This window comes from Actinophytocola sp., from assembly GCF_045807065.1.
In the GTDB taxonomy this organism is placed as follows: domain Bacteria; phylum Actinomycetota; class Actinomycetes; order Mycobacteriales; family Pseudonocardiaceae; genus Actinophytocola.
The window spans coordinates 1-17623 of sequence record NZ_JBJMIE010000532.1 but is presented as its reverse complement, the minus strand read 5'-3'; the positions used below and the strand labels follow the sequence as shown (position 1 = coordinate 17623).

Sequence of the window (17623 nt, the reverse complement as noted above, 5' to 3'; positions counted from 1 at the left end):
GAAGTACAGCGGGAAGTCGTCGGGCGGGAAGATCTCGCAGAACGTGACCGGCGTCGGCAGGTCCGGCACGCTCGTGACGTACCGGTCGTCGACGCCGAAGTCCCGCAGCGCCCGGTGCAGGTACTCGCCGAACGGGTCCGCACCCGTCCGGCTCACCAGCGCCACACGGTGCCCGAACCGCGCGACCGCCACCGCGACGTTGGCTGCGGTGCCACCCAGGTACTTGGCGAACGTCTCGACGTCCGCCAGCCCCACGCCCACCTGCTGCGGGTAGATGTCCACCCCCAACCGGCCCATGGCGACCACGTCGAACGGTTGGCTCACGACCGCGCCCCGCCCTGTCCTCGCGGGCTGCGAGAAGGCGGTCGCCGGTCGTCGTGTCCATGACTCGCTCCGCTCATAGCCACCTCCCTCGCCGCGTCCGCCTTCGTCAGCCAGCCGCGCCAGCTCGCCGCGGAGCGGGCCGGCTCGGTCCAAGGTTGCGAGCATCGAACCATCCGCGTGCCGGGCCGATCCAACCACCGCAGCACCAGCGCCACTTCTTCGGCCGGTGCACCCCGCAGCGGCCCCTCGCCGGGCAGCACCGTCTCCGCCGACGCCGCCAGCGCGTCCACCACCGGCATCGGCGGCACCCCGCGCCGCGCGACCCCGGCGGACGCCAGCCGCCCGTGCCGCACCACCGCGAACTCCCAGCCGTGGTCGCCGTCCGGACGCGCCGCGATCAGCTCCGGCACGGCCGCGAGCGCCGCCAGCCGCTGCCCCCGGTCGAGGGCACGCACCAGCACCGTCAGCCGGTCCCGGTCCAACCCGGCCTGCTCGAAGCGCTCGGCCCGCGAGTGCTCGTGCAGCCGCCGCTCCAGCACGTGCAGCGGCTCCAGCACCCGGCCGGCCACGAGCCCGGCGAACGACCACACCGCGGGCGAGTACTCCTCGACCGTCTGCCGCCCGGCACAGGGTGCCGCGCACCGGTGCAGCTCGGCCAGGGCGCACGGCCGCCCGTTCGCCCGCTGGGCCGGGATCCGCACCGTGCACGGCCGGATGCCGGTGGCGTCCTGCAGCGCCACCATCGCGTCCTCGGCGAGGCCACGCGAACGGAACGGCCCCAGCGCGCCGTCCCGGGGCGTGCGGACCAGCGACAGCCGGGGGAACGGCTCCTCGGTGAGCGTCAGCCACCACGCCTGCTTCGGGTTCTTCGACCGCCGGTTGTAGGCGGGCTTGTGCGCCGAGATCAGGCGCAGCTCCCGCACCTGCGCCTCCAGGGCATGCGCGCATTCGACGTGGTCGACCCGCACCGCGAGCGCCACCATCTCCCGCAGCCGCCTGCGGGTCTCGCTGGCCGTGAAGTACTGCCGCACCCGTCGGCGCAGGTCGCTCGCCGTGCCGACGTACAGCACCTCCTCACCCGGCCCGCGGAACAGGTACACCCCGGGGGTGGACGGCAGATGCGCGGCCATCGACCGCTTGCGCCGCTGCTCCGGCGTCACGTCCGGGATGTAGTCGTGCAGCTCCTCGAGGGTGTGCACGCCGATCGAGCCGACCCGCTCCAACAGCGAGTGGAAGACGTCCACGGTCGCGCGGGCGTCGGCGAGCGCCCGGTGGTTGGGGGTGGTCGACGCCCCGAGGAGCTGCGCCAGCGCGGACAGCCGGCAGCTCGGGGCCTCCTCGCGGGTCAGCACGCGCCTGGCGAGCTGGACCGTGCAGACGACGGCCGGCTTGGGCCACCGGTAGCCGTGCCGCTCGCACGCCTTGCGGATGAAGTTGACGTCGAACCCGGCGTTGTGCGCCACCAGCACGGCACCGCCGATGAACTCCATGAACGCGGGCAGCACCGAGTCCAGCCGCGGCGCCGCGTAGACCATCGCGTCGGTGATCCCGGTCAGGGCGACCACCTCCGGCGGGATGCCGCGGCCCGGGTCGACGAGCGTCGCGAACTCCCCGAGCACCTGGCCGCCGCGAACCTTCACGGCCCCGAACTCGGTGATGGTGTCCTCATCGCTGACCCCGGTGGTCTCGAGATCGAACACGACGAAGGTGGTGGCACGCAACGGAGTGCCCAACTCGTCGAAGGCGAGCTGCGCCGAATTCGTCATGGCCGGGAAGCTAACGGCCAGCACCGACAGTTCTGGATTGCCTCGCTCCGCTCGGCGGTTCGCGGCCTGTTCCCGGCGTCTTCCCTCCTGCGCGCGAAGGTTCCTGGGCTCGTTCCTCGCGCAGGAACCTTCGTGCTCGTCAGTCCAGACGCCGGCGGCCGCTCACGGTGCTGGATTGGCTCGCCTGCGCTCGGCGGTTCGCGGCCTGTATCCGGCGTCTTCCCTCCTGCGCGCGAAGACGCCGGGCTCGTTCCTCGCCGCGTCTTCGTGCTCGTCAGTCCAGACGCCGGCGGCCGCTCACGGGTTGGATTGCCTCGCCTGCGCTCGGCGGTTCACGGCCTGTATCGGCGGCTCACGCTGGTCCGGCTTGTTTCGCTCGGTGTACGAGCGGACACGCAAATCCGGGTCAGTGCAGGTCCCACGTGACGACTACCCTTAAGAAATGGTGCCGTCGATCGAGCCGGTTGAACCGGTCGACCCCGTGGACGCCCCGGAGGGCGAGTCCACAGTCGACTGGACCGCGCTGCCCGACGCCGTCCGCACCCGCATCGCGGAGGTGGGTGCGGAGGCTCTCGGCGCGCTGCCCAAGGTCGACGTGCCCCAGCAGCTGCGCGCGGTCGCCCGGTTCACCCCGGCCAAGCGCGCGCGGTTGGGCGCCGGCGCGATCATCGCGAGCCTGCGTGACTCGGTCGCCTTCCGCACCGCGGTCGTCGAGTGGTGCCGTGAGCACCGGCCCGCGGTCCTGGACCTGTCCGGTGACGACGCGGCCGCGGTGGCCGCCGCGGCGGTGCTGCTGGGCGAGGACACCGCACCGCACTACGTCGAGCTGGTCTCGCGCCGCGCGTCCGACGCCAGCCTGCGGGCCCAGCGGGACGCGGCCGTCACCCGCGCGGAGAAGGCGGAGAACGAGCTTGCCAAGGTCCGTGCCGAGCTGGACGACGTCCAGGGCGCGGTGGACCGGGCCCGTGCCGAGGGCGAGGCCGAGCTGGAGCGCCTGCGCAAACGGCTGCGTGAGCAGGGTGTGCGCGTGCGGGCCGCGAAGGACGAGGCGGAGAACGCGAGCGTCACGATCGAGCGCATCCGGGCCGAGACGGCGGCCCAGCTCAAGGCCCTGACCGAGCAGCGGGACCGCGAGCGGGACCGCGCGGAGGCCGAGCGCACGAGAGCCGAACGCGCCGAGGCGGACGCCGAGATCGCCCGCCAGTCCGCCCGGGAGGCCCGCCAGGCCGACGAGGTCCGCCTGGCGCTCCTGGTGGACACCCTGGACGGCGCGGTGACTGGCCTGCGCCGCGAGCTGGCACTGGGCGGCAGCGGCCCGCGCCCGGCCGACCTGGTCCGCGGTGCGACCGAGGCCCACGGCGCGGTCACCCGCGTGGAGGACCCGGCGGCGCTCGAACGGCTGCTGACCCTGCCGACCGTGCACGTCGTGGTCGACGGCTACAACGTCACGAAGACCGGCTACCCCGAGCTGTCGCTGTCGGAGCAGCGCGAACGCCTGATCCGCCAGCTGGCCGCGCTGGCCGCCCGCACGTCCGCCGAGGTGACGCTGGTGTTCGACGGCGCCGGGGTGGTCGCCGTGCCTACCACCGCGCCGCGGGGCGTGCGCGTCCTGTTCAGCGACCCGGGCGTGCTGGCGGACGACGTGATCCGTGCGCTCGTCACGGCCGAGCCGGAGGGCCGCCCGGTGGTCGTGGTGACGTCCGACCGCGCGGTGGCCGACTCGGTCCGCCGCAGGGGTGCGCATCCGGTGCCGTCCGCCGTCTTACTGGCCAGGCTGGGCAGGAGCTAGGTCCCCGCGAGAACTCCCCCGGCGGACAAGTGAGCAACGTCACTCACCGCGTACGAACGCCTGTGGTCATACGGAGGTGCGGCCCGCGCGGTTCACTCCGATCCGGATGGGCGCGGTGGACGGCGCCGAGCGTTCGACGAACAGCGCTGACCTGCGCAAAGCCCGAAATTGTCGGTGGTCACCCCTAACGTGCGTCGTATGAGACCGATACGGGACGAGGAGCCGGGAATGATCATCGACTGCGACAGCTGCGTCGTACGCGGGCTGGCCTGCGAAGACTGTGTGGTCAGCGTGCTGCTGGGCGTGCCGGAGAACGTGGAGATCGACGCGCTGGAGCAACGTGCGATCGATGCGCTCGGGCGGGCCGGGATAGTGCCGAGGCTGCGTCTGGAGCGGACCAACCGCTCGGCCTGAGGGCGATTTGTCCGACACGCCCGACTGAACACGGCCGTCGCCAAGCGGTCGACAGATGTCGCTGAACGGTGTGAACGAATTACCACAACCCGGTGAACTGTGCTGTTGTCGTGATCACAGGGCGGAGTTACGACTGCTCCATCGGTGTTCTGCGGCTCTCAAACCATTTTTTTGGGCGGCCCAGGTAGACGCATCGTCTCACGTTTCGTAACCTGTCCGAGATCTCGCGGCCGGCAGTGGTCCACCCCGAGGGCCCTACGCGAGATCGCCGCCGAAGTCGGTCATGGAGTGAAGCCCGCGAAAGATCACGGGTGCCACCCGATGGCCGGACCGGATTTCCCCCACGGTGGGTGGGGCCAGACGATGGGCAGTCGCTTTCGCGGTGGCCCCTTGTCCGAAAACGACCCCCCCGGTCGGCGGTTCGGATGTAAGGGAGACACGCGCGACGTGGCGTCGCAAAGAACCAGGCGCGCAGTCCGTGCGGGATTGAGCATCTCGGCCGCTACCGCGGCCGTGCTGTTCTCCGTGCCGGGCCCGGCGCTCGCCGTTCCCCTCGCTTACCAGCAGCCCCCGCCCCCCGACACCGCTTCCGAGGCACTGGCCCAGTACCAGCAGCTGTCGCAGCAGGTCTCGTCCGTCAACGAGCAACTGCTCGCGGCCAAGACCGATCTCGACGCGAAGAACGCGGCCCTGAGCTCGGCCAACAACGACCTCCAGTCCGCCAACGCCGCCAAGGCGCAGGCGGCTGCCGACGAGGAGGCCTACCGCGGCCAGGTGGACCAGCTGACCAGCGCGTCCTTCCAGGGCGCCCGGTTCAACAAGCTGTCCGCGCTGCTCACCGGTGACTCGGCCGACGACTTCCTGGAGCGTGCCTCCGCGCTCGGGATCCTCGCGGCTGACAACGAGCAGGCGCTCTCCAAGCTCAGTGCCGCGACCAACCAGGCGGAGTCCGCCGAGAAGAAGGCGAAGGACGCCCAGAAGCGCGCCACGGACGCCCAGGCCGCCGCGCAACAGCTGACCGACCAGATCACCAAGACCAAGACCGACCTGGACGGCCAGATCGACAAGCTCCAGGCCAGGTACGACGAGCTGTCCGGCAAGGACAAGCAGACACTGAAAGGCGAGACGGACAACAGCGTCTACCTCGCCGGTCCCGGTGTGGCTGGCCAGGCGGCGGCGGCGGCGATGTCGCAGCGCGGCAAGCCCTACGTGTGGGGTGCCGCCGGCCCGAGCAGCTACGACTGCTCCGGCCTGACGATGTGGGCCTACAAGCAGGTCGGCGTCAGCCTCCCGCACTCCAGCCGGGCGCAGTACGGCTACGGCAAGTCCGTGCCCTACGGCCAGTGGCAGCCGGGTGACCTGCTGTTCTACGGCAGCAGCGCGAGCTCCATCCACCACGTCGCGATGTACATCGGCAACGGCCAGCTGGTGCACGCCTCGACGACCGGCGTGCCGGTCAAGACGGCCGCCGCACCCAGCGGTGCCGGCGGCGACTACCTCGGCGCCCGGCGCATCGCGGGCTGAGGCCATCAGGATCACCAGCCTCGGGGCCGGCGCGTTCGCGCCGGCCCCGAGGCGTACCTGCCCTTAGCATGCAACCTGTGCAGCCCAGGGCGAGGATCCGGACGTGGCTCGGCGCGGCGGTCGCCGTGGCCGTGCTGGGCGGGCTGGCCCTCGTCTCGTTCCCCCACACCGCACCGCCGCCCGCCGCGACCGCCGGCCCCGGCCAGCCGATGGGCGCGGTCAGCCCGGCCCCGCACGTCGGTGACGAGAGCCGCGCGGACGCCGTCGACGACCTGCTCCGCCACCGCGCCCAGGCCGTCCGGTCCCGCGACGAGCAGGCGTTCCTCGCCACCCTCGACCCGAAGGCCGACCAGGCGTTCGTGGCCGCGCAGCGCCGCCTGTTCGCCAACCTCGCCGGCGTCCCGTTCGACGAGTGGAGCTACCGGCTGCACGCCGACGACGCGCTCGATCTGACCGAGCTGCCGAACACCGGGCCGGCCGACGAGCTGTGGGCCCCGGCCGTCGACCTGCGGTACGCCCTGCGCGGCGCCGACCTCACGCCGACCGACCGGGCCATGGGCTACCTGTTCGCCCGGCACGGCGACGCCTGGTACCTGCGGTCCGACACCGCCCTCGACGCGCTCGGCCGGCGCACCTGGCGCGGCCCCTGGGACTTCGCGCCGTGCGTGGTGACCTCGACCGAGCACGGCATCGTGCTGAGCCATCCCGGCAGTGAGCCGGTGGTGGACCGGCTGGTGCGCGAGCTGGACCCCTCCGTCGCGGCGGTCAGCGCGATCTGGCCGACGTCGTGGTCGCACCGGGTCGCGCTCCTGCTGCCGGACTCGCCCGACGAGATGCGGGCGCTGGTCGGCCCGGACTTCCCGGTCGAGTCGGTCGTCGCGGTCGCCGTCGCGGACAGGGTGGACAACAAGACGCGCACGGTCGCCGGGCAGCGGGTGGTGCTGAGCCCGTCCGGGGTCCGCGCGCTGTCGGTGGCGTCGCTGCGGATCGTCCTGCGGCACGAGATCACCCACCTCGCGGCCCGCGCGGACACCGTGGACGGCTCGCCGACCTGGCTGCTGGAGGGCTTCGCCGACTACGTCGGCTACCGCGACAGCGGCGTCGCCCTGGCCGAGGGCGCGCCGGACCTGGCGAAGATGGTCCGCCACGACGGCCTGCCCACCGAGTTGCCGGAGGACCGCGCGTTCCGGTCGAGCGGCACGGAGCTGGACCTCGCCTACCAGCAGAGCTGGTCGCTGGCCCGCTACATCGCCGAGCAGTACGGCGAGCCGACGCTGATCGCCGTGTACCGCAAGGTGGCCGGCGCCGGCCCGGTGGCCGCGACCGAGACCGACGCGATGTTGCGCGAACTGCTCGGCGTGGACCGGGACGGGCTGGTGGCCAACTGGCAGTCCTACCTCCGGAGCGCGCTCAAGTAGGGTTTGCCGGTGACTCGGACCCTGCTCGTGACCAACGACTTCCCGCCGCGTCCCGGCGGGATCCAGTCCTACCTGCACGCCCTGGCCACCCGCCTCCCCGAGGACGACCTGGTCGTGTACGCGCCGGCGTGGGACGGCGCGCAGGAGTTCGACCGGGCACAGCCGTTCCAGGTCGTGCGGCACCCGACGCGGCTGATGCTGCCGACGCCGGGAGTCGCCCGCAGGGCCAGGGAGATCCTGCGGGCCGAGGCGTGTGACACCGTCTGGTTCGGCGCCGCCGCGCCGCTGGCACTGCTCGCGCCCACGCTGCGCGCTGCCGGTGCCCGGAGGGTGATCGCGAGCACACACGGCCACGAGGTCGGCTGGTCGATGGTCCCGGGCACATGGCACGCTCTGCGCCGCATCGGCACCACAACGGACGCGGTGACCTTCGTGAGCAAGTACACGCGGTCCCGCTTCGCCTCGGCGTTCGGCCGGCTGGCCGCGCTCGAGTACCTGCCGTCCGGTGTGGACACCGAGCAGTTCAGGCCGGACTTCCACGCCCGCAAGGAGATCCGCACCCGCTACGGCCTGGGTGACCGCCCGACCGCGGTCTGTGTGTCCCGCCTGTGGCCCCGCAAGGGCCAGGACATGCTGATCCGCGCACTGCCGGCGATCCGCGAGCGCGTGCCGGACGCGGCGCTCCTGCTGGTGGGCGGCGGCCCGTACGAGGACCGCCTGCGTGCGTTGGCCGCCCAGCTGGACATGTCGTCGCACGTGGTCTTCACGGGCCGGGTCCCGTGGGAGGAGCTGCCGGCGCACTTCGTGGCCGGCGACGTCTTCGCCATGCCCTGCCGCACCCACGGCCGCGGCCTGGACGTGGAGGGCCTCGGCATCGTCTACCTGGAGGCGTCGGCGTCCGGCCTACCCGTGGTGGCGGGCAACTCCGGCGGCGCCCCGGAAACCGTCCTGGACGGCGTGACGGGCAACGTGGTGGACGGCCGCGACCTACCGGCCATCGCCCGGTCCGTCGCCGACCTCCTGGCCGACCCGACGATGGCCACGGAGATGGGCGAGGCCGGGCGCCGGTGGGTCTCGAAGCACTGGCGCTGGGAGGACATGGCCACCCGCCTGACCCAGCTGCTGAGCGGCGAGGCGTTCTAGGCCGGCCGCGACAGCTCGAGCACCTCGATCCCGATGCCCCGGTAGAAGTTCACCCGCCCGGTGTCGAGCGGCTCCCCGGAGGTGAACGCCGCGACACACCGCCCGCCCAACGCGGCCCGCACCTTCGGGTACACCACCCGGCTGGCCACCGCGTGCTTGACCCGCAACGCGAGCGAGGGCTCCCCGGACGTCGCCCCGTAGGAGACCGCGACGGACTCGGCGGCGTCGAACACGGTCATGTTGCCGTCCGCGTAGGCCTTCGCCCGCGCGGCGTCGTGGAAACGCCCGAGCAGCACGGCATCCGCCACGATCACCCGGGGCCGGAACACCCCGAGATCGGTGAACAGGTCGTCGTCGCCGGGTACGTGACCGAGCGTCGTGCGCGTGTACACGCAGGCCAGCGAGACCACCCGGCACGGCAGATCGGCGAGCTGCAGCAACACCAGCAACGAGTTCCCAGAACGCAACAGCGACGGATGCGCCGCGATCGTGGCACGCACGGCGCCCAACAGATCGCCGTGCGTGAGCTCGACCCGCTTCGGGTGATCCCCTTCGGGGTAGACGATCGTCGCGAGGTCGTGCGCCCGCACGGCCAGCCGCCGCTCGTGCGCGCGATCGTCGTAGATCTGCGTGCCGAGCGCGGTCAGCTCGGCCACGGCGGTCGGCACGTCGTCGGTGACCGAGTCGAGCTGCCACACCCAGACGAGCTGCGGCAACCGGTCCACCACCCGCCGAACCGCCTCCCGGTGCTCGGCGGTCTCCACGACCACCCCGCACGCACCGGCGTCCGACAGGATCCACTCGACCTCGGCCGGTGTCGCCGAGGCGTCGATCGGCACCGTCACGCAGCCGACCGACCAGCAGGCGAAGTCGAACAGCGACCACTCGTAGCGCGGACCGGACAGCAGCGCGATCCGGTCCCCGGGCCGGAGCCCGGCCGCGATCAGACCCTTCGCGAGCTCCAGCACCTGGGTGGCGAACTCCCGGGTCGTCACGTCGACCCACGAGCTGCCCAGCCGGCGGCGGAACCCGATCGTCGCGCCGAACCGCTCCGCGTTGGCCCAGACCATGTCGGTCAGGCTCTCGTCGCTGTCGGTCACACGGAGGAAAGTAGCGCGCTGGCGCGTGCGACGCGTTTCCGGCCCGTGACATGCTGCACGACGTGGCAGCAGTAGACGTGATCGACGAGACGTTTCTCGCCGTGCCGCCGTCGACGGTGGCCGCCGCCTTCGCCGATCCGCGTGCCTGGCGCCGGTTCTGGCCCGACCTCGACCTCGCGGTGTACGCCGACCGCGGCGACGAGGGGGTGCGCTGGACCGTGCGCGGCGCGCTCGTCGGGACGATGGAGGTGTGGCTGGAGCCCGTGCTGGACGGCACGGTCCTGCACTACTTCCTGCGTGCCGACTTCCCGCCGGGCGGCGCGGCCGGGAAGCCGGTCAAGGAGGCGCAGCGGCGGCAGCGGGCGGCCAAGGCCGTCGCACTGGACCTCAAGTTCGTGCTCGAGGACGGCAGGCGGCCCGGCATCGCACCGGGTAATGGTTGACTCGTGACCATGCGGGTTCACGTGGTGTCCGACGTACACGGCAACGTGGAGGCGCTCGCCCGTGCCGGGGACGGCGCGGACGCGCTGGTCGTGCTCGGCGACCTGATCGACTTCGTCGACTACCACGACCACGGCGGCGGGATCCTCGGCACGGTCTTCGGCGCCGACAAGGTCAGCGAGTTCGCCCGGCTGCGGCGCGAGCGGCCGGCCGAGCTGCCGGCGTTCGCGCGTGCGCTGTGGGGAACGGTCGGCGACGCGGCGGCCGTGGTCGAGGAGGCGGTGCGCGGGCAGTACGCCCGGTTGTTCGCCGCGCTGACCGCGCCGACGTACGCGACGCCCGGCAACGTCGACACACCCGACCTGTGGCCGGAGTACGCCGGGGAGAACGTGCGGATCCTCGACGGCGAGGTCGCGGAGATCGGCGGCCTGCGGTTCGGGTTCGTCGGCGGCGGGCTGCTCCCTCCTGGTGTGGCGACCCGCCGGCCCGGCGTGTTCCGGCCGTACCTGCGGACCGAGGACGACTTCGCGGCGGGCATCGCGCGGCTCGCCGACGTGGACGTGATCTGCACGCACATCCCGCCCGACGTGCCGGAACTGACCTACGACGTGGTCGCGCGGCGGTTCGAGCACGGCTCGCCGTCGCTGCTCGACCTGATCATGAAGCAGCAGCCGCGCTGGTCGTTGTTCGGGCACGTGCACCAACCGCTGGCGCCGCGGCTGCGGGTCACGTACACCGAGTGCGCGAACGTCGGGCACTTCCAGCGGACCGAGCGGCCGTACGTGCTGCGTTGGTGAGGCCTACGCTCCGGTAGCCTCCCGGGCATGGCCGACGAGTCCACCCAGTCCATCGTGGTCGACGCACCGCCCGAGGACGTGATGGCGGTGATCGCGGACTTCCCGGCGTACCCGGAATGGGCGAACGCCGTGAAGAGCACCGAGGTCCTCGACGAGTTCGCGGACGGCAAGGCGCGCGAGGTGAAGTTCACGCTCGACGCCGGGCCGTTCAAGGACGTCTACACGCTGTCGTACGAGTGGGCGTCCAACGGGTTGAGCGTGGAGTGGAACCTCGTCAAGGGACAGATGCAGAAGGCGCAGAAGGGCCAGTACCTGCTCAGCCCGGAGGGCGACGGCACACGGGTGACGTACACGCTGTCCGTGCAGCTGGCCGTGCCGATGATCGGCCTCTTCCGCCGCAAGGCAGAGAAGATGATCATGGACATCGCGCTCAAGGAGCTGAAGCGCCGCGTGGAGGGCGGCTGAGGAAAGCTTGCCTGGCGGATCATCCTCATGAGCGCAGGCACCGGCCCCGCGCGGCTGCTGCTGTTCACCGGCAAGGGCGGCGTCGGCAAGACCACCCTCGCCGCGGCGACGGCCGCCCGGCTCGCGGTCGGGGGGCACAAGGTGCTGGTCGCCTCGGCGGACCCCGCGCACTCGCTCGGTGACGCGTTCGGCCTGCCGGTCACCACCGAGCCCGCCGAAGTGGACACCTGCCTGTACGCCGCGCACGTGGACGCACGTGGTCTCGCGGACCGGTCGTGGCAGGCCATCCGGCGGGAGCTGCGCGGGCTGCTCCCGGGCGTGTCCGATGTGGATGCGGCCGAGCTGACGGTCCTGCCCGGCGTCGACGAGCTGCTGGCGCTGACCGAGGTCGTCCGGCTCGCGGCGGAGGGACCGTGGGAGGTCGTGGTGGTCGACTGCGGCCCGACCGCGGAGACGTTGCGGCTGCTGGCGTTGCCCGAGGCGGTGGGCGGCTACCTGGAGCGGTTGTCGTTGGGGCGGCACGCGTCCTGGCTGGCGGGGCACGTCGGCGAGCTGCGGGACGTGCTGGTCGACCCGGCGCGGACGTCCGTGCGGCTGGTGCTCACCCCGGAGCGGGTGGTGGTGGCGGAGACCCGCCGAACCCTTGTGGCGCTGGCGTTGCGGGGCATCCAGGTGGACTCGCTGGTCGCGAACCGCCTGGTGCCGCCGGCGAAGCGGTGGCGAGGACCGGCGGCGAGCTGGTTGCGGACCCGCCGCGCCGAGCAGGAGGCCGTGCTGTCCGAACTGGACGCCTCGACGACTCTGCCGGTGCGGCGGGTCGAGCACCGGGCGGCGGAACCCGTTGGCGTGCCCGCGTTGCTGGGGTTGGCCGACGAGCTCTACGGTGCCGACGACCCACTGGGGACGACCGGTCCGTACGCCGCGCCGCTGCTCTCGGTGCGTGCCGTCGAGGGCGGCTACGAGCTGGCGGTGGCGTTGCCGATCACCGGCGAGTCGACTGTGGACCTCGCGCGGATCGGCGACGAGCTGGCGATCACCGTGGACGGTGTGCGCCGGCTGGTCGCGCTGCCGGTGCTGCTGCGGCGCCATCACGTGACGGACGCGGTGACCGGGCAGACTGGACTGGTGCTGCGTTTCGAGTCGGGAGGAGCCCAGTGAGCGGAGCTTGCGGAGCGAAAGTCGGCGTAGGCGGAGCTTGCGGAGCGATGGTCGGCGTAGGCGGAGCCTGGTGTCATGAGTGCTGAGCCGGGGAGCCGGCTGGTCGAGGAGCTGCGGCTCCTGGCGGACGCCGTCGCCGATCGGGCCGGGCCGTGGGTGGACCGGGTCGCCGCGGAACCGGCCGAATCGTCCTGTTCCTGGTGCCCGCTCTGCGCCGCCGTCGCGGTGCTGCGGGGTGAGCCCAACGCGCTGGCCGGGCGCGGGTTGGACGCCGCCGCCGACCTGGTCGCGCTGCTGCGTGCCGTGCTCGCGGACCGGTGGGAGCCCGGGGTCTCGCACATGCCGGGGTTCACGCCCGCGGAGCCGCCCTCGGCGAAGGTGCAGCCCATTCCCGTCCGGCGGGAGCGTCCTTGAGGGTCAAGACCACGATCGGCGTCGACATCGGGGGGACGAGCGTGCGTGCCGGGGTCGTGGACCGGCACGGCAACGTCCTGGACACGGCTCGTGCGCCGACCCCGGCCGGCGAGACCGCGCTCGAGGACGCGATCGTCGCGGCCGTGGGCGGGCTCGCCACCCGGCACCGGGTGACCGGCGTCGGCCTCGCGGTGGCCGGGTTCGTGACCACCGACCGCCGATCGGTCATGTTCGCGCCGCACCTGGCCTGGCGGGACGCCCCGGTGGCCGACCGGATCTCCCAGCGGCTCAAGCTGCCCGTGGTGCTGGAGCACGACGCGAACTCGGCCGTGCTCGGCGAGCACCGGTTCGGCGCGGCACGCGGGGCGAAGGTGGTGCTGCTCGTCGCGATCGGCACCGGCATCGGCGGCGGCCTGCTGATCGACGGCCAGCTGTACCGCGGCGCGTACGGCGTGGCGCCGGAGCTGGGGCACCTGCGGCTCGTGCCGGGTGGGCGGGCGTGCCCGTGCGGCAAGCAGGGCTGCTGGGAGCGGTACTGCAGCGGCACGGCCCTGAGCGCGACGGCGGTGGAGCTGCTGGCGCGGCACCCTGGCCGTTCCACCGTGCTGCTCCGCGACTCGATGGACTCCCGCGCGATCACCGGCCGCAAGGTCGCGGCGGCCGCGCGGGAGGGCGACCCGCTGGCCCAGCGCGCGATGTCCGAGCTGGCCCGCTGGCTGGGCGAGGGCCTGGCACTGGCGGCGGACATCTACGACCCGGAGGTCGTGGTGATCGGCGGCGGCGTCTCGGAGTCGGCCACCCTGTTCCTGGACGACGCCCGCGACCACTACAAGAAGATGATCACCGGCGCCGGCTACCGTCCCCTGGCCCGCATCCGCACGGCCCAGCTCGGCGACGACGCGGCCCTGGTGGGCGCCGCCGCCCTGGCCGCCGACGCCTGCTGACGCGTGTCCAACGCGCACGCCCCGCGTGTCCAACGAAACGAACACGCGAGTTCAACAAAACCGGCCGCATCCGGCGAACGTCCTGGCCGTCCGGCCACACGATTCGTTGAACTCACCGGTCCGGCGCGTTGGACACGCGGGTCACCGGTGTTGGACACGCGGGTCGCTGGTGTTGGACACGCGGGTCAGAGTTGGGCGCCGTCGTCGCGGGCGCCTGGGTCCCTCGGGGGTTGGCGGACGCGGAGGAGGAGCATGCCGCCGCCGCAGGTGATCGACAGCAGGGCGATCGGGACGGCGACCTGGACGCTCAGGCCGATCAGCGACGGGACGATCAGCAGGACCACGCCGACCACGATCAGGACGAGGGCCACGATCGTCAGCGGGCGCAGCCTGGGCAGCGGGGGCGGCTCCGGCGGGACGTAGTGGTCCTCGTCGGCGCCCCACGACCAGTCCCACTCCGTGCCGTGGCCGCGCCACGAGGTCGGCGGGTCGTGCGGCGGGCGGGTGCGGTCCGTCGCGGACGGGTCGAAGGCGGGGGACGGCATGCCGACGGGCGGTGTGCCGTCGGGGTCGTCGGTGACCGGCAGCTCCGAAGTGTCCGTGAGGTCGTCCAGGTCCGGAATCGTCCGGCCGACACCCTCACGTCGCAGGTCCGCAACGATCTCCGCGAACGCGGCGTCCACGTCGTCAGGCCGGTCGGACACCCAGGCCTCCTCGGTCCACGAGCCAGCGGGCAGATGCTCACGGTCATGGTCGCACGAACTGAGCCCTCCATGGCCGGATCTCTCCTCCATGTTTACTCGTTGGGTACGGTGGACGGCCGGGAGAGTTAGCCCTGTTACATGTTCCGACAATCGGGTGGCGAAGCATTGTGCGTGCCGGCCACCCTGCCTACGCTCGACAAACGCGTCGGGCGGACTGAGAGGGAGGCGCGGGAAGCGGTGTACTTCTTGATGAAGTGGGTGTTCATAGGGCCGCTGCTCAGACTCTTCTTCCGTCCCGAGGTCGAGGGCAAGGAGAACATCCCGGCCACGGGCGGCGCGCTGCTCGCCAGCAACCACCTCGCGGTGGCCGACTCGTTCTTCCTCCCGCTGATGCTCTCCCGCCGCGTCACCTTCCCCGCCAAACTGGAATATTTCACCCAGAAGGGTGTCAAGGGCCGCGTCAAGAAGTGGTTCTTCACCGGCATGGGCCAGATCCCGATCGACCGGTCGGGCGGCGCCGCCGCGCAGGCCGCGCTCGACACCGGCATCCGGCTGCTCCGTGAGGGCCACCTGCTCGGCATCTACCCGGAGGGCACCCGTTCCCCCGATGGGCGGCTCTACAAGGGCAAGACCGGGCTCGCCCGAATGGTCCTGGAGGCGAAGGTCCCGGTCGTGCCGGTGGCGATGTTCGGCACGGACAAGGCCAACCCGATCGGCTCCAAGCTGTGGCGGCCGCACAAGATCCGCATCAAGGTCGGCAAGCCGTTGGACTTCTCCCGGTACGAGGGTCTGTCCGGCGACCGGTTCGTCGAGCGGTCCATCACCGACGAGATCATGTACGCCCTGATGGAGCTGTCCGGCCAGGAGTACGTGGACATCTACGCCGCCAAGGCCAAGGAGCTGATGGCCGCGCGGGAGGTCGACCTGCCCACCCAGCAGCGCCGCACGGCCCGCGAGACCGACCGCATCCCGGAGACCGAGGCGGGCTGAATAGGCTGCTCGGGTGAAGTTCTTCTACGATACCGAGTTCATCGAGGACGGAAAGACCATCGACCTGGTGTCGATCGGTGTCGTGGACGAGAACGGCCGCGAGTTCTACGCGGTATCCACCGACTTCGACCCGGACCGGGCGGGGCAGTGGGTCCGCGAGCACGTGCTGGACAAGCTGCCGCCGCCGGCGGACCCGGCCTGGTGCGACCGCGCGACCATGCGCGACCGCCTGCTGAGGTTCCTCAACCGCGGTCGCGACCGGGTCGAGCTGTGGGCGTGGTTCGCGGCATACGACCACGTCGCGCTCGCTCAGCTGTGGGGGGACATGCCGGCGCTGCCGCGTGAGCTGCCGCGTTTCACCAGGGAGCTGCGCCAGCGGTGGGAGGACGTGGGCAAACCGGTCCTGCCGCCCCCGCCCAGCGACGCGCACGACGCCCTCGCGGACGCCCGGCACAACCTGGTCCGTTGGCGGATCATCGAAGCCGAGCGGGTGAAGCGGGGGTTTCCCGTCAGTTAAGGAGCCCTGCCTTGCTGCACCGATCAAGAAAGTGGCACCCTACGGGCGAATACACCCGGACAGGACCTCAGCTCTAGCGGATGGTTGGAGGATCGAGCACATGCGCGTCGGATTGCTCACAGGTGGCGGTGACTGCCCAGGACTCAACGCGGTCATCCGCGCCGTGGTCCGCAAGGGCATCGAGGCCTACGGCTGGGAGACCGTCGGTTTCCGCAACGGCTGGCAGGGCCCGATCGAGGGTCTCGTCAGGCCGATCGTCCTCGACCAGGTCGAGGACATCCTGACCCGGGGCGGCACGATCCTCGGCTCGTCGCGGACCAACCCGTACAAGATCGACGGTGGTGTCGAGCGGATCAAGGCGAACCTCGCCGAGCACGGCGTGGACGCCCTGATCGCCATCGGCGGCGAGGACACCCTCGGCGTCGCCAAGCGGCTCACGGACGACGGCATCGGTGTGGTCGGTGTGCCGAAGACCATCGACAACGACCTCGGTGCCACGGACTACACGTTCGGCTTCGACACCGCGGTGCACATCGCGACCGAGGCCATCGACCGGCTCCGCACCACGGCCGAGTCGCACCACCGCGCCCTGGTCATCGAGGTCATGGGCCGCCACGCCGGCTGGATCGCGCTGCACTCCGGCCTCGCCGGCGGCGCGAACGTGATCCTGGTGCCGGAGCGCCACTTCAACGTCAACCAGGTCGTCGAGTGGGTCAAGCGGCGGTTCGAGCGCGAGTACGCGCCGATCATCGTGGTCGCCGAGGGCGCGCTGCCCGAGGGCGGCGAGGAGAAGCTGCTGACCGGTGAGAAGGACGCGTTCGGCCACGTCCGGCTCGGCGGCATCGGCCAGTGGCTCGCCGAGGAGATCGCGGCGCGCACCGGCAAGGAGTCGCGTGCGGTCGTGCTCGGCCACGTCCAGCGCGGCGGCACCCCGACCGCGTACGACCGCGTGCTCGCCACCCGCTTCGGCCTGCACGCGGCGGACGCCGTCCAGGACGGCGACTTCGGCGTGATGGTCGCGCTGCGCGGCACCGACATCGTGCGGGTGAAGCTCTCCGAGGCCACGGCCGAGCTGAAGACCGTGCCGGCGTCGCGCCTCCAGGAGGCCGAGGTCTTCTTCGGCTGAGCGGAGCTTGCGGAGCGAACATCGTTGCTGAGCGAAGCTTGCGGAGCGAGCGTGGTTGCTGAGCGGAGGTTGCGGAGCGAACATGATCGCTGAGCGGAGCTCGCGGAGTCGCTGACGCCAACGGTTCTCGGGATAGGGTTCCCGCATGGACGTTGAGGAGCTGCTCTGGGCTGGCGCGGACGCGCAGGCCGCCGCACTGCGCGACGGTGACGTGTCCGCGCCCGACCTGCTGGAAGCCGTGCTGCGCAGGCTCGACGCGGTCGACGAGAAGCTGAACGCGTTCCGGTCCGTGTGGGCCGACGAGGCGCGGGCGCAGGCGGTGGCGGCGCAGCGGCGGCTCGACGCGGGGGAGCGCACCCCGCTGCTCGGCGTGCCGGTCGCGGTGAAGGACGACCAGGACGTGGCCGGTGACGTCACCGCGATGGGTGGGCGGGCGCAGTTCGCCCCGGCGGAGGCGGACTCGCCGTCCGTGGCGCGGCTGCGAGCGGCGGGCGCCGTGCTCGTCGGTCACACGCGCACGCCGGACCGCTGCCTGTGGCCGTTCACCGAGAAGCTCAGTTAGGTAGAGAGTCGTTTAGGGTTTGAGTTT

General features: G+C 72.0%; 19 protein-coding genes. 15 read left to right on the top strand and 4 right to left on the bottom strand.

All coding sequences use genetic code 11. The features are described from left to right. Positions 1-324: PfkB family carbohydrate kinase (locus ACJ73U_RS31195; RefSeq protein WP_407781312.1), on the bottom strand; the 324-nt coding region annotated here is incomplete at its 3' end. Further along, on the bottom strand, positions 321-2090 hold the full coding sequence (locus ACJ73U_RS31190) for a DEDD exonuclease domain-containing protein (RefSeq protein ID WP_407781311.1): 1770 nt from the start codon (positions 2088-2090) through the stop codon (positions 321-323). The genes ACJ73U_RS31195 and ACJ73U_RS31190, both read right to left, overlap by 4 nt. 442 nt (positions 2091-2532) lie before the next feature. Between ACJ73U_RS31190 and ACJ73U_RS31185 the strand changes: the two genes are divergently transcribed. The 5 genes from ACJ73U_RS31185 (at position 2533) to ACJ73U_RS31165 (ending at position 8378) form a co-directional block, all read left to right on the top strand. Then, positions 2533-3879 (top strand): NYN domain-containing protein, encoded by a 1347-nt coding sequence (locus ACJ73U_RS31185; RefSeq protein WP_407781310.1) that lies wholly within the window; start codon positions 2533-2535, stop codon positions 3877-3879. A gap of 228 nt (positions 3880-4107) precedes the next feature. Further along, the gene (locus tag ACJ73U_RS31180) at positions 4108-4293 is read left to right on the top strand and encodes a hypothetical protein (RefSeq protein WP_407781309.1); all 186 of its coding nucleotides are present in this window, start codon (positions 4108-4110) and stop codon (positions 4291-4293) included. Positions 4294-4779: 486 nt separating this feature from the next. After that, entirely contained in the window at positions 4780-5817 is a 1038-nt protein-coding gene (locus tag ACJ73U_RS31175) for an NlpC/P60 family protein (RefSeq protein WP_407781308.1), read from the top strand. A 77-nt stretch (positions 5818-5894) separates the two neighbouring features. Further along, the gene (locus ACJ73U_RS31170) at positions 5895-7235 is read left to right on the top strand and encodes a peptidase MA family metallohydrolase (protein ID WP_407781307.1); all 1341 of its coding nucleotides are present in this window, start codon (positions 5895-5897) and stop codon (positions 7233-7235) included. Positions 7236-7244: 9 nt separating this feature from the next. After that, a complete protein-coding gene (locus ACJ73U_RS31165) occupies positions 7245-8378 on the top strand; it encodes a glycosyltransferase family 4 protein (RefSeq protein WP_407781306.1) in 1134 nt (377 codons plus the stop codon). Here ACJ73U_RS31165 and ACJ73U_RS31160 read toward each other — a convergent pair. Then, positions 8375-9478 carry an AMP-binding protein gene (locus tag ACJ73U_RS31160; RefSeq protein WP_407781305.1) on the bottom strand — a complete coding sequence of 368 codons (1104 nt, stop codon included), beginning with the start codon at positions 9476-9478 and terminating at the stop codon, positions 8375-8377. The genes ACJ73U_RS31165 and ACJ73U_RS31160 overlap by 4 nt on opposite strands. 50 nt (positions 9479-9528) lie before the next feature. On the opposite strand from ACJ73U_RS31160, the gene ACJ73U_RS31155 reads away from it, so the two are divergent. The 6 genes from ACJ73U_RS31155 to ACJ73U_RS31130 all read left to right on the top strand — a co-directional run bounded on the left by ACJ73U_RS31155 (position 9529) and on the right by ACJ73U_RS31130 (position 13697). Continuing rightward, the gene (locus tag ACJ73U_RS31155) at positions 9529-9921 is read left to right on the top strand and encodes a polyketide cyclase / dehydrase and lipid transport (RefSeq protein WP_407781304.1); all 393 of its coding nucleotides are present in this window, start codon (positions 9529-9531) and stop codon (positions 9919-9921) included. A 9-nt stretch (positions 9922-9930) separates the two neighbouring features. Continuing rightward, a complete protein-coding gene (locus ACJ73U_RS31150) occupies positions 9931-10716 on the top strand; it encodes a metallophosphoesterase (RefSeq protein WP_407781313.1) in 786 nt (261 codons plus the stop codon). A gap of 27 nt (positions 10717-10743) precedes the next feature. Then, complete coding sequence (locus ACJ73U_RS31145) at positions 10744-11181, top strand: SRPBCC family protein (protein ID WP_407781303.1); 438 nt, start codon at positions 10744-10746, stop codon at positions 11179-11181. A 27-nt stretch (positions 11182-11208) separates the two neighbouring features. Then, on the top strand, positions 11209-12339 hold the full coding sequence (locus ACJ73U_RS31140; protein ID WP_407781302.1) for an ArsA family ATPase: 1131 nt from the start codon (positions 11209-11211) through the stop codon (positions 12337-12339). A 75-nt stretch (positions 12340-12414) separates the two neighbouring features. Further along, positions 12415-12753 (top strand): hypothetical protein, encoded by a 339-nt coding sequence (locus ACJ73U_RS31135; protein ID WP_407781301.1) that lies wholly within the window; start codon positions 12415-12417, stop codon positions 12751-12753. Then, positions 12750-13697: an ROK family glucokinase gene (locus ACJ73U_RS31130; protein ID WP_407781300.1), complete on the top strand. Its 948-nt coding sequence runs from the start codon at positions 12750-12752 to the stop codon at positions 13695-13697. The genes ACJ73U_RS31135 and ACJ73U_RS31130 overlap by 4 nt, the downstream gene beginning before the upstream one ends. A 185-nt stretch (positions 13698-13882) precedes the next feature. Here ACJ73U_RS31130 and ACJ73U_RS31125 read toward each other — a convergent pair whose 3' ends face one another. Next, complete coding sequence (locus tag ACJ73U_RS31125) at positions 13883-14401, bottom strand: hypothetical protein (RefSeq protein ID WP_407781299.1); 519 nt, start codon at positions 14399-14401, stop codon at positions 13883-13885. A gap of 249 nt (positions 14402-14650) precedes the next feature. Between ACJ73U_RS31125 and ACJ73U_RS31120 the strand changes: the two genes are divergently transcribed. The 4 genes from ACJ73U_RS31120 to ACJ73U_RS31105 all read left to right on the top strand — a co-directional run bounded on the left by ACJ73U_RS31120 (position 14651) and on the right by ACJ73U_RS31105 (position 17596). Next, positions 14651-15391 (top strand): lysophospholipid acyltransferase family protein, encoded by a 741-nt coding sequence (locus tag ACJ73U_RS31120; protein ID WP_407781298.1) that lies wholly within the window; start codon positions 14651-14653, stop codon positions 15389-15391. 13 nt (positions 15392-15404) lie between these two features. Then, the gene (locus ACJ73U_RS31115; protein ID WP_407781297.1) at positions 15405-15908 is read left to right on the top strand and encodes a polyadenylate-specific 3'-exoribonuclease AS; all 504 of its coding nucleotides are present in this window, start codon (positions 15405-15407) and stop codon (positions 15906-15908) included. Between the two features lie 100 nt (positions 15909-16008). Next, on the top strand, positions 16009-17034 hold the full coding sequence (locus ACJ73U_RS31110; protein WP_407781296.1) for a 6-phosphofructokinase: 1026 nt from the start codon (positions 16009-16011) through the stop codon (positions 17032-17034). Between the two features lie 145 nt (positions 17035-17179). Further along, on the top strand, positions 17180-17596 hold the full coding sequence (locus tag ACJ73U_RS31105) for an amidase family protein (RefSeq protein ID WP_407781295.1): 417 nt from the start codon (positions 17180-17182) through the stop codon (positions 17594-17596). Positions 17597-17623: the final 27 nt, after the last annotated feature.

Coding starts and splice junctions, on each gene's coding strand:
- ACJ73U_RS31140 (WP_407781302.1), top strand. CDS start 11,209: ATGAGCGCAGGCACCGGCCCCGCGCGGCTGCTGCTGTTCACCGGCAAG.
- ACJ73U_RS31190 (WP_407781311.1), bottom strand. CDS start 2,090: ATGACGAATTCGGCGCAGCTCGCCTTCGACGAGTTGGGCACTCCGTTG.
- ACJ73U_RS31180 (WP_407781309.1), top strand. CDS start 4,108: ATGATCATCGACTGCGACAGCTGCGTCGTACGCGGGCTGGCCTGCGAA.
- ACJ73U_RS31150 (WP_407781313.1), top strand. CDS start 9,931: ATGCGGGTTCACGTGGTGTCCGACGTACACGGCAACGTGGAGGCGCTC.
- ACJ73U_RS31110 (WP_407781296.1), top strand. CDS start 16,009: ATGCGCGTCGGATTGCTCACAGGTGGCGGTGACTGCCCAGGACTCAAC.
- ACJ73U_RS31185 (WP_407781310.1), top strand. CDS start 2,533: ATGGTGCCGTCGATCGAGCCGGTTGAACCGGTCGACCCCGTGGACGCC.
- ACJ73U_RS31135 (WP_407781301.1), top strand. CDS start 12,415: ATGAGTGCTGAGCCGGGGAGCCGGCTGGTCGAGGAGCTGCGGCTCCTG.
- ACJ73U_RS31145 (WP_407781303.1), top strand. CDS start 10,744: ATGGCCGACGAGTCCACCCAGTCCATCGTGGTCGACGCACCGCCCGAG.
- ACJ73U_RS31105 (WP_407781295.1), top strand. CDS start 17,180: ATGGACGTTGAGGAGCTGCTCTGGGCTGGCGCGGACGCGCAGGCCGCC.
- ACJ73U_RS31155 (WP_407781304.1), top strand. CDS start 9,529: ATGCTGCACGACGTGGCAGCAGTAGACGTGATCGACGAGACGTTTCTC.
- ACJ73U_RS31120 (WP_407781298.1), top strand. CDS start 14,651: ATGAAGTGGGTGTTCATAGGGCCGCTGCTCAGACTCTTCTTCCGTCCC.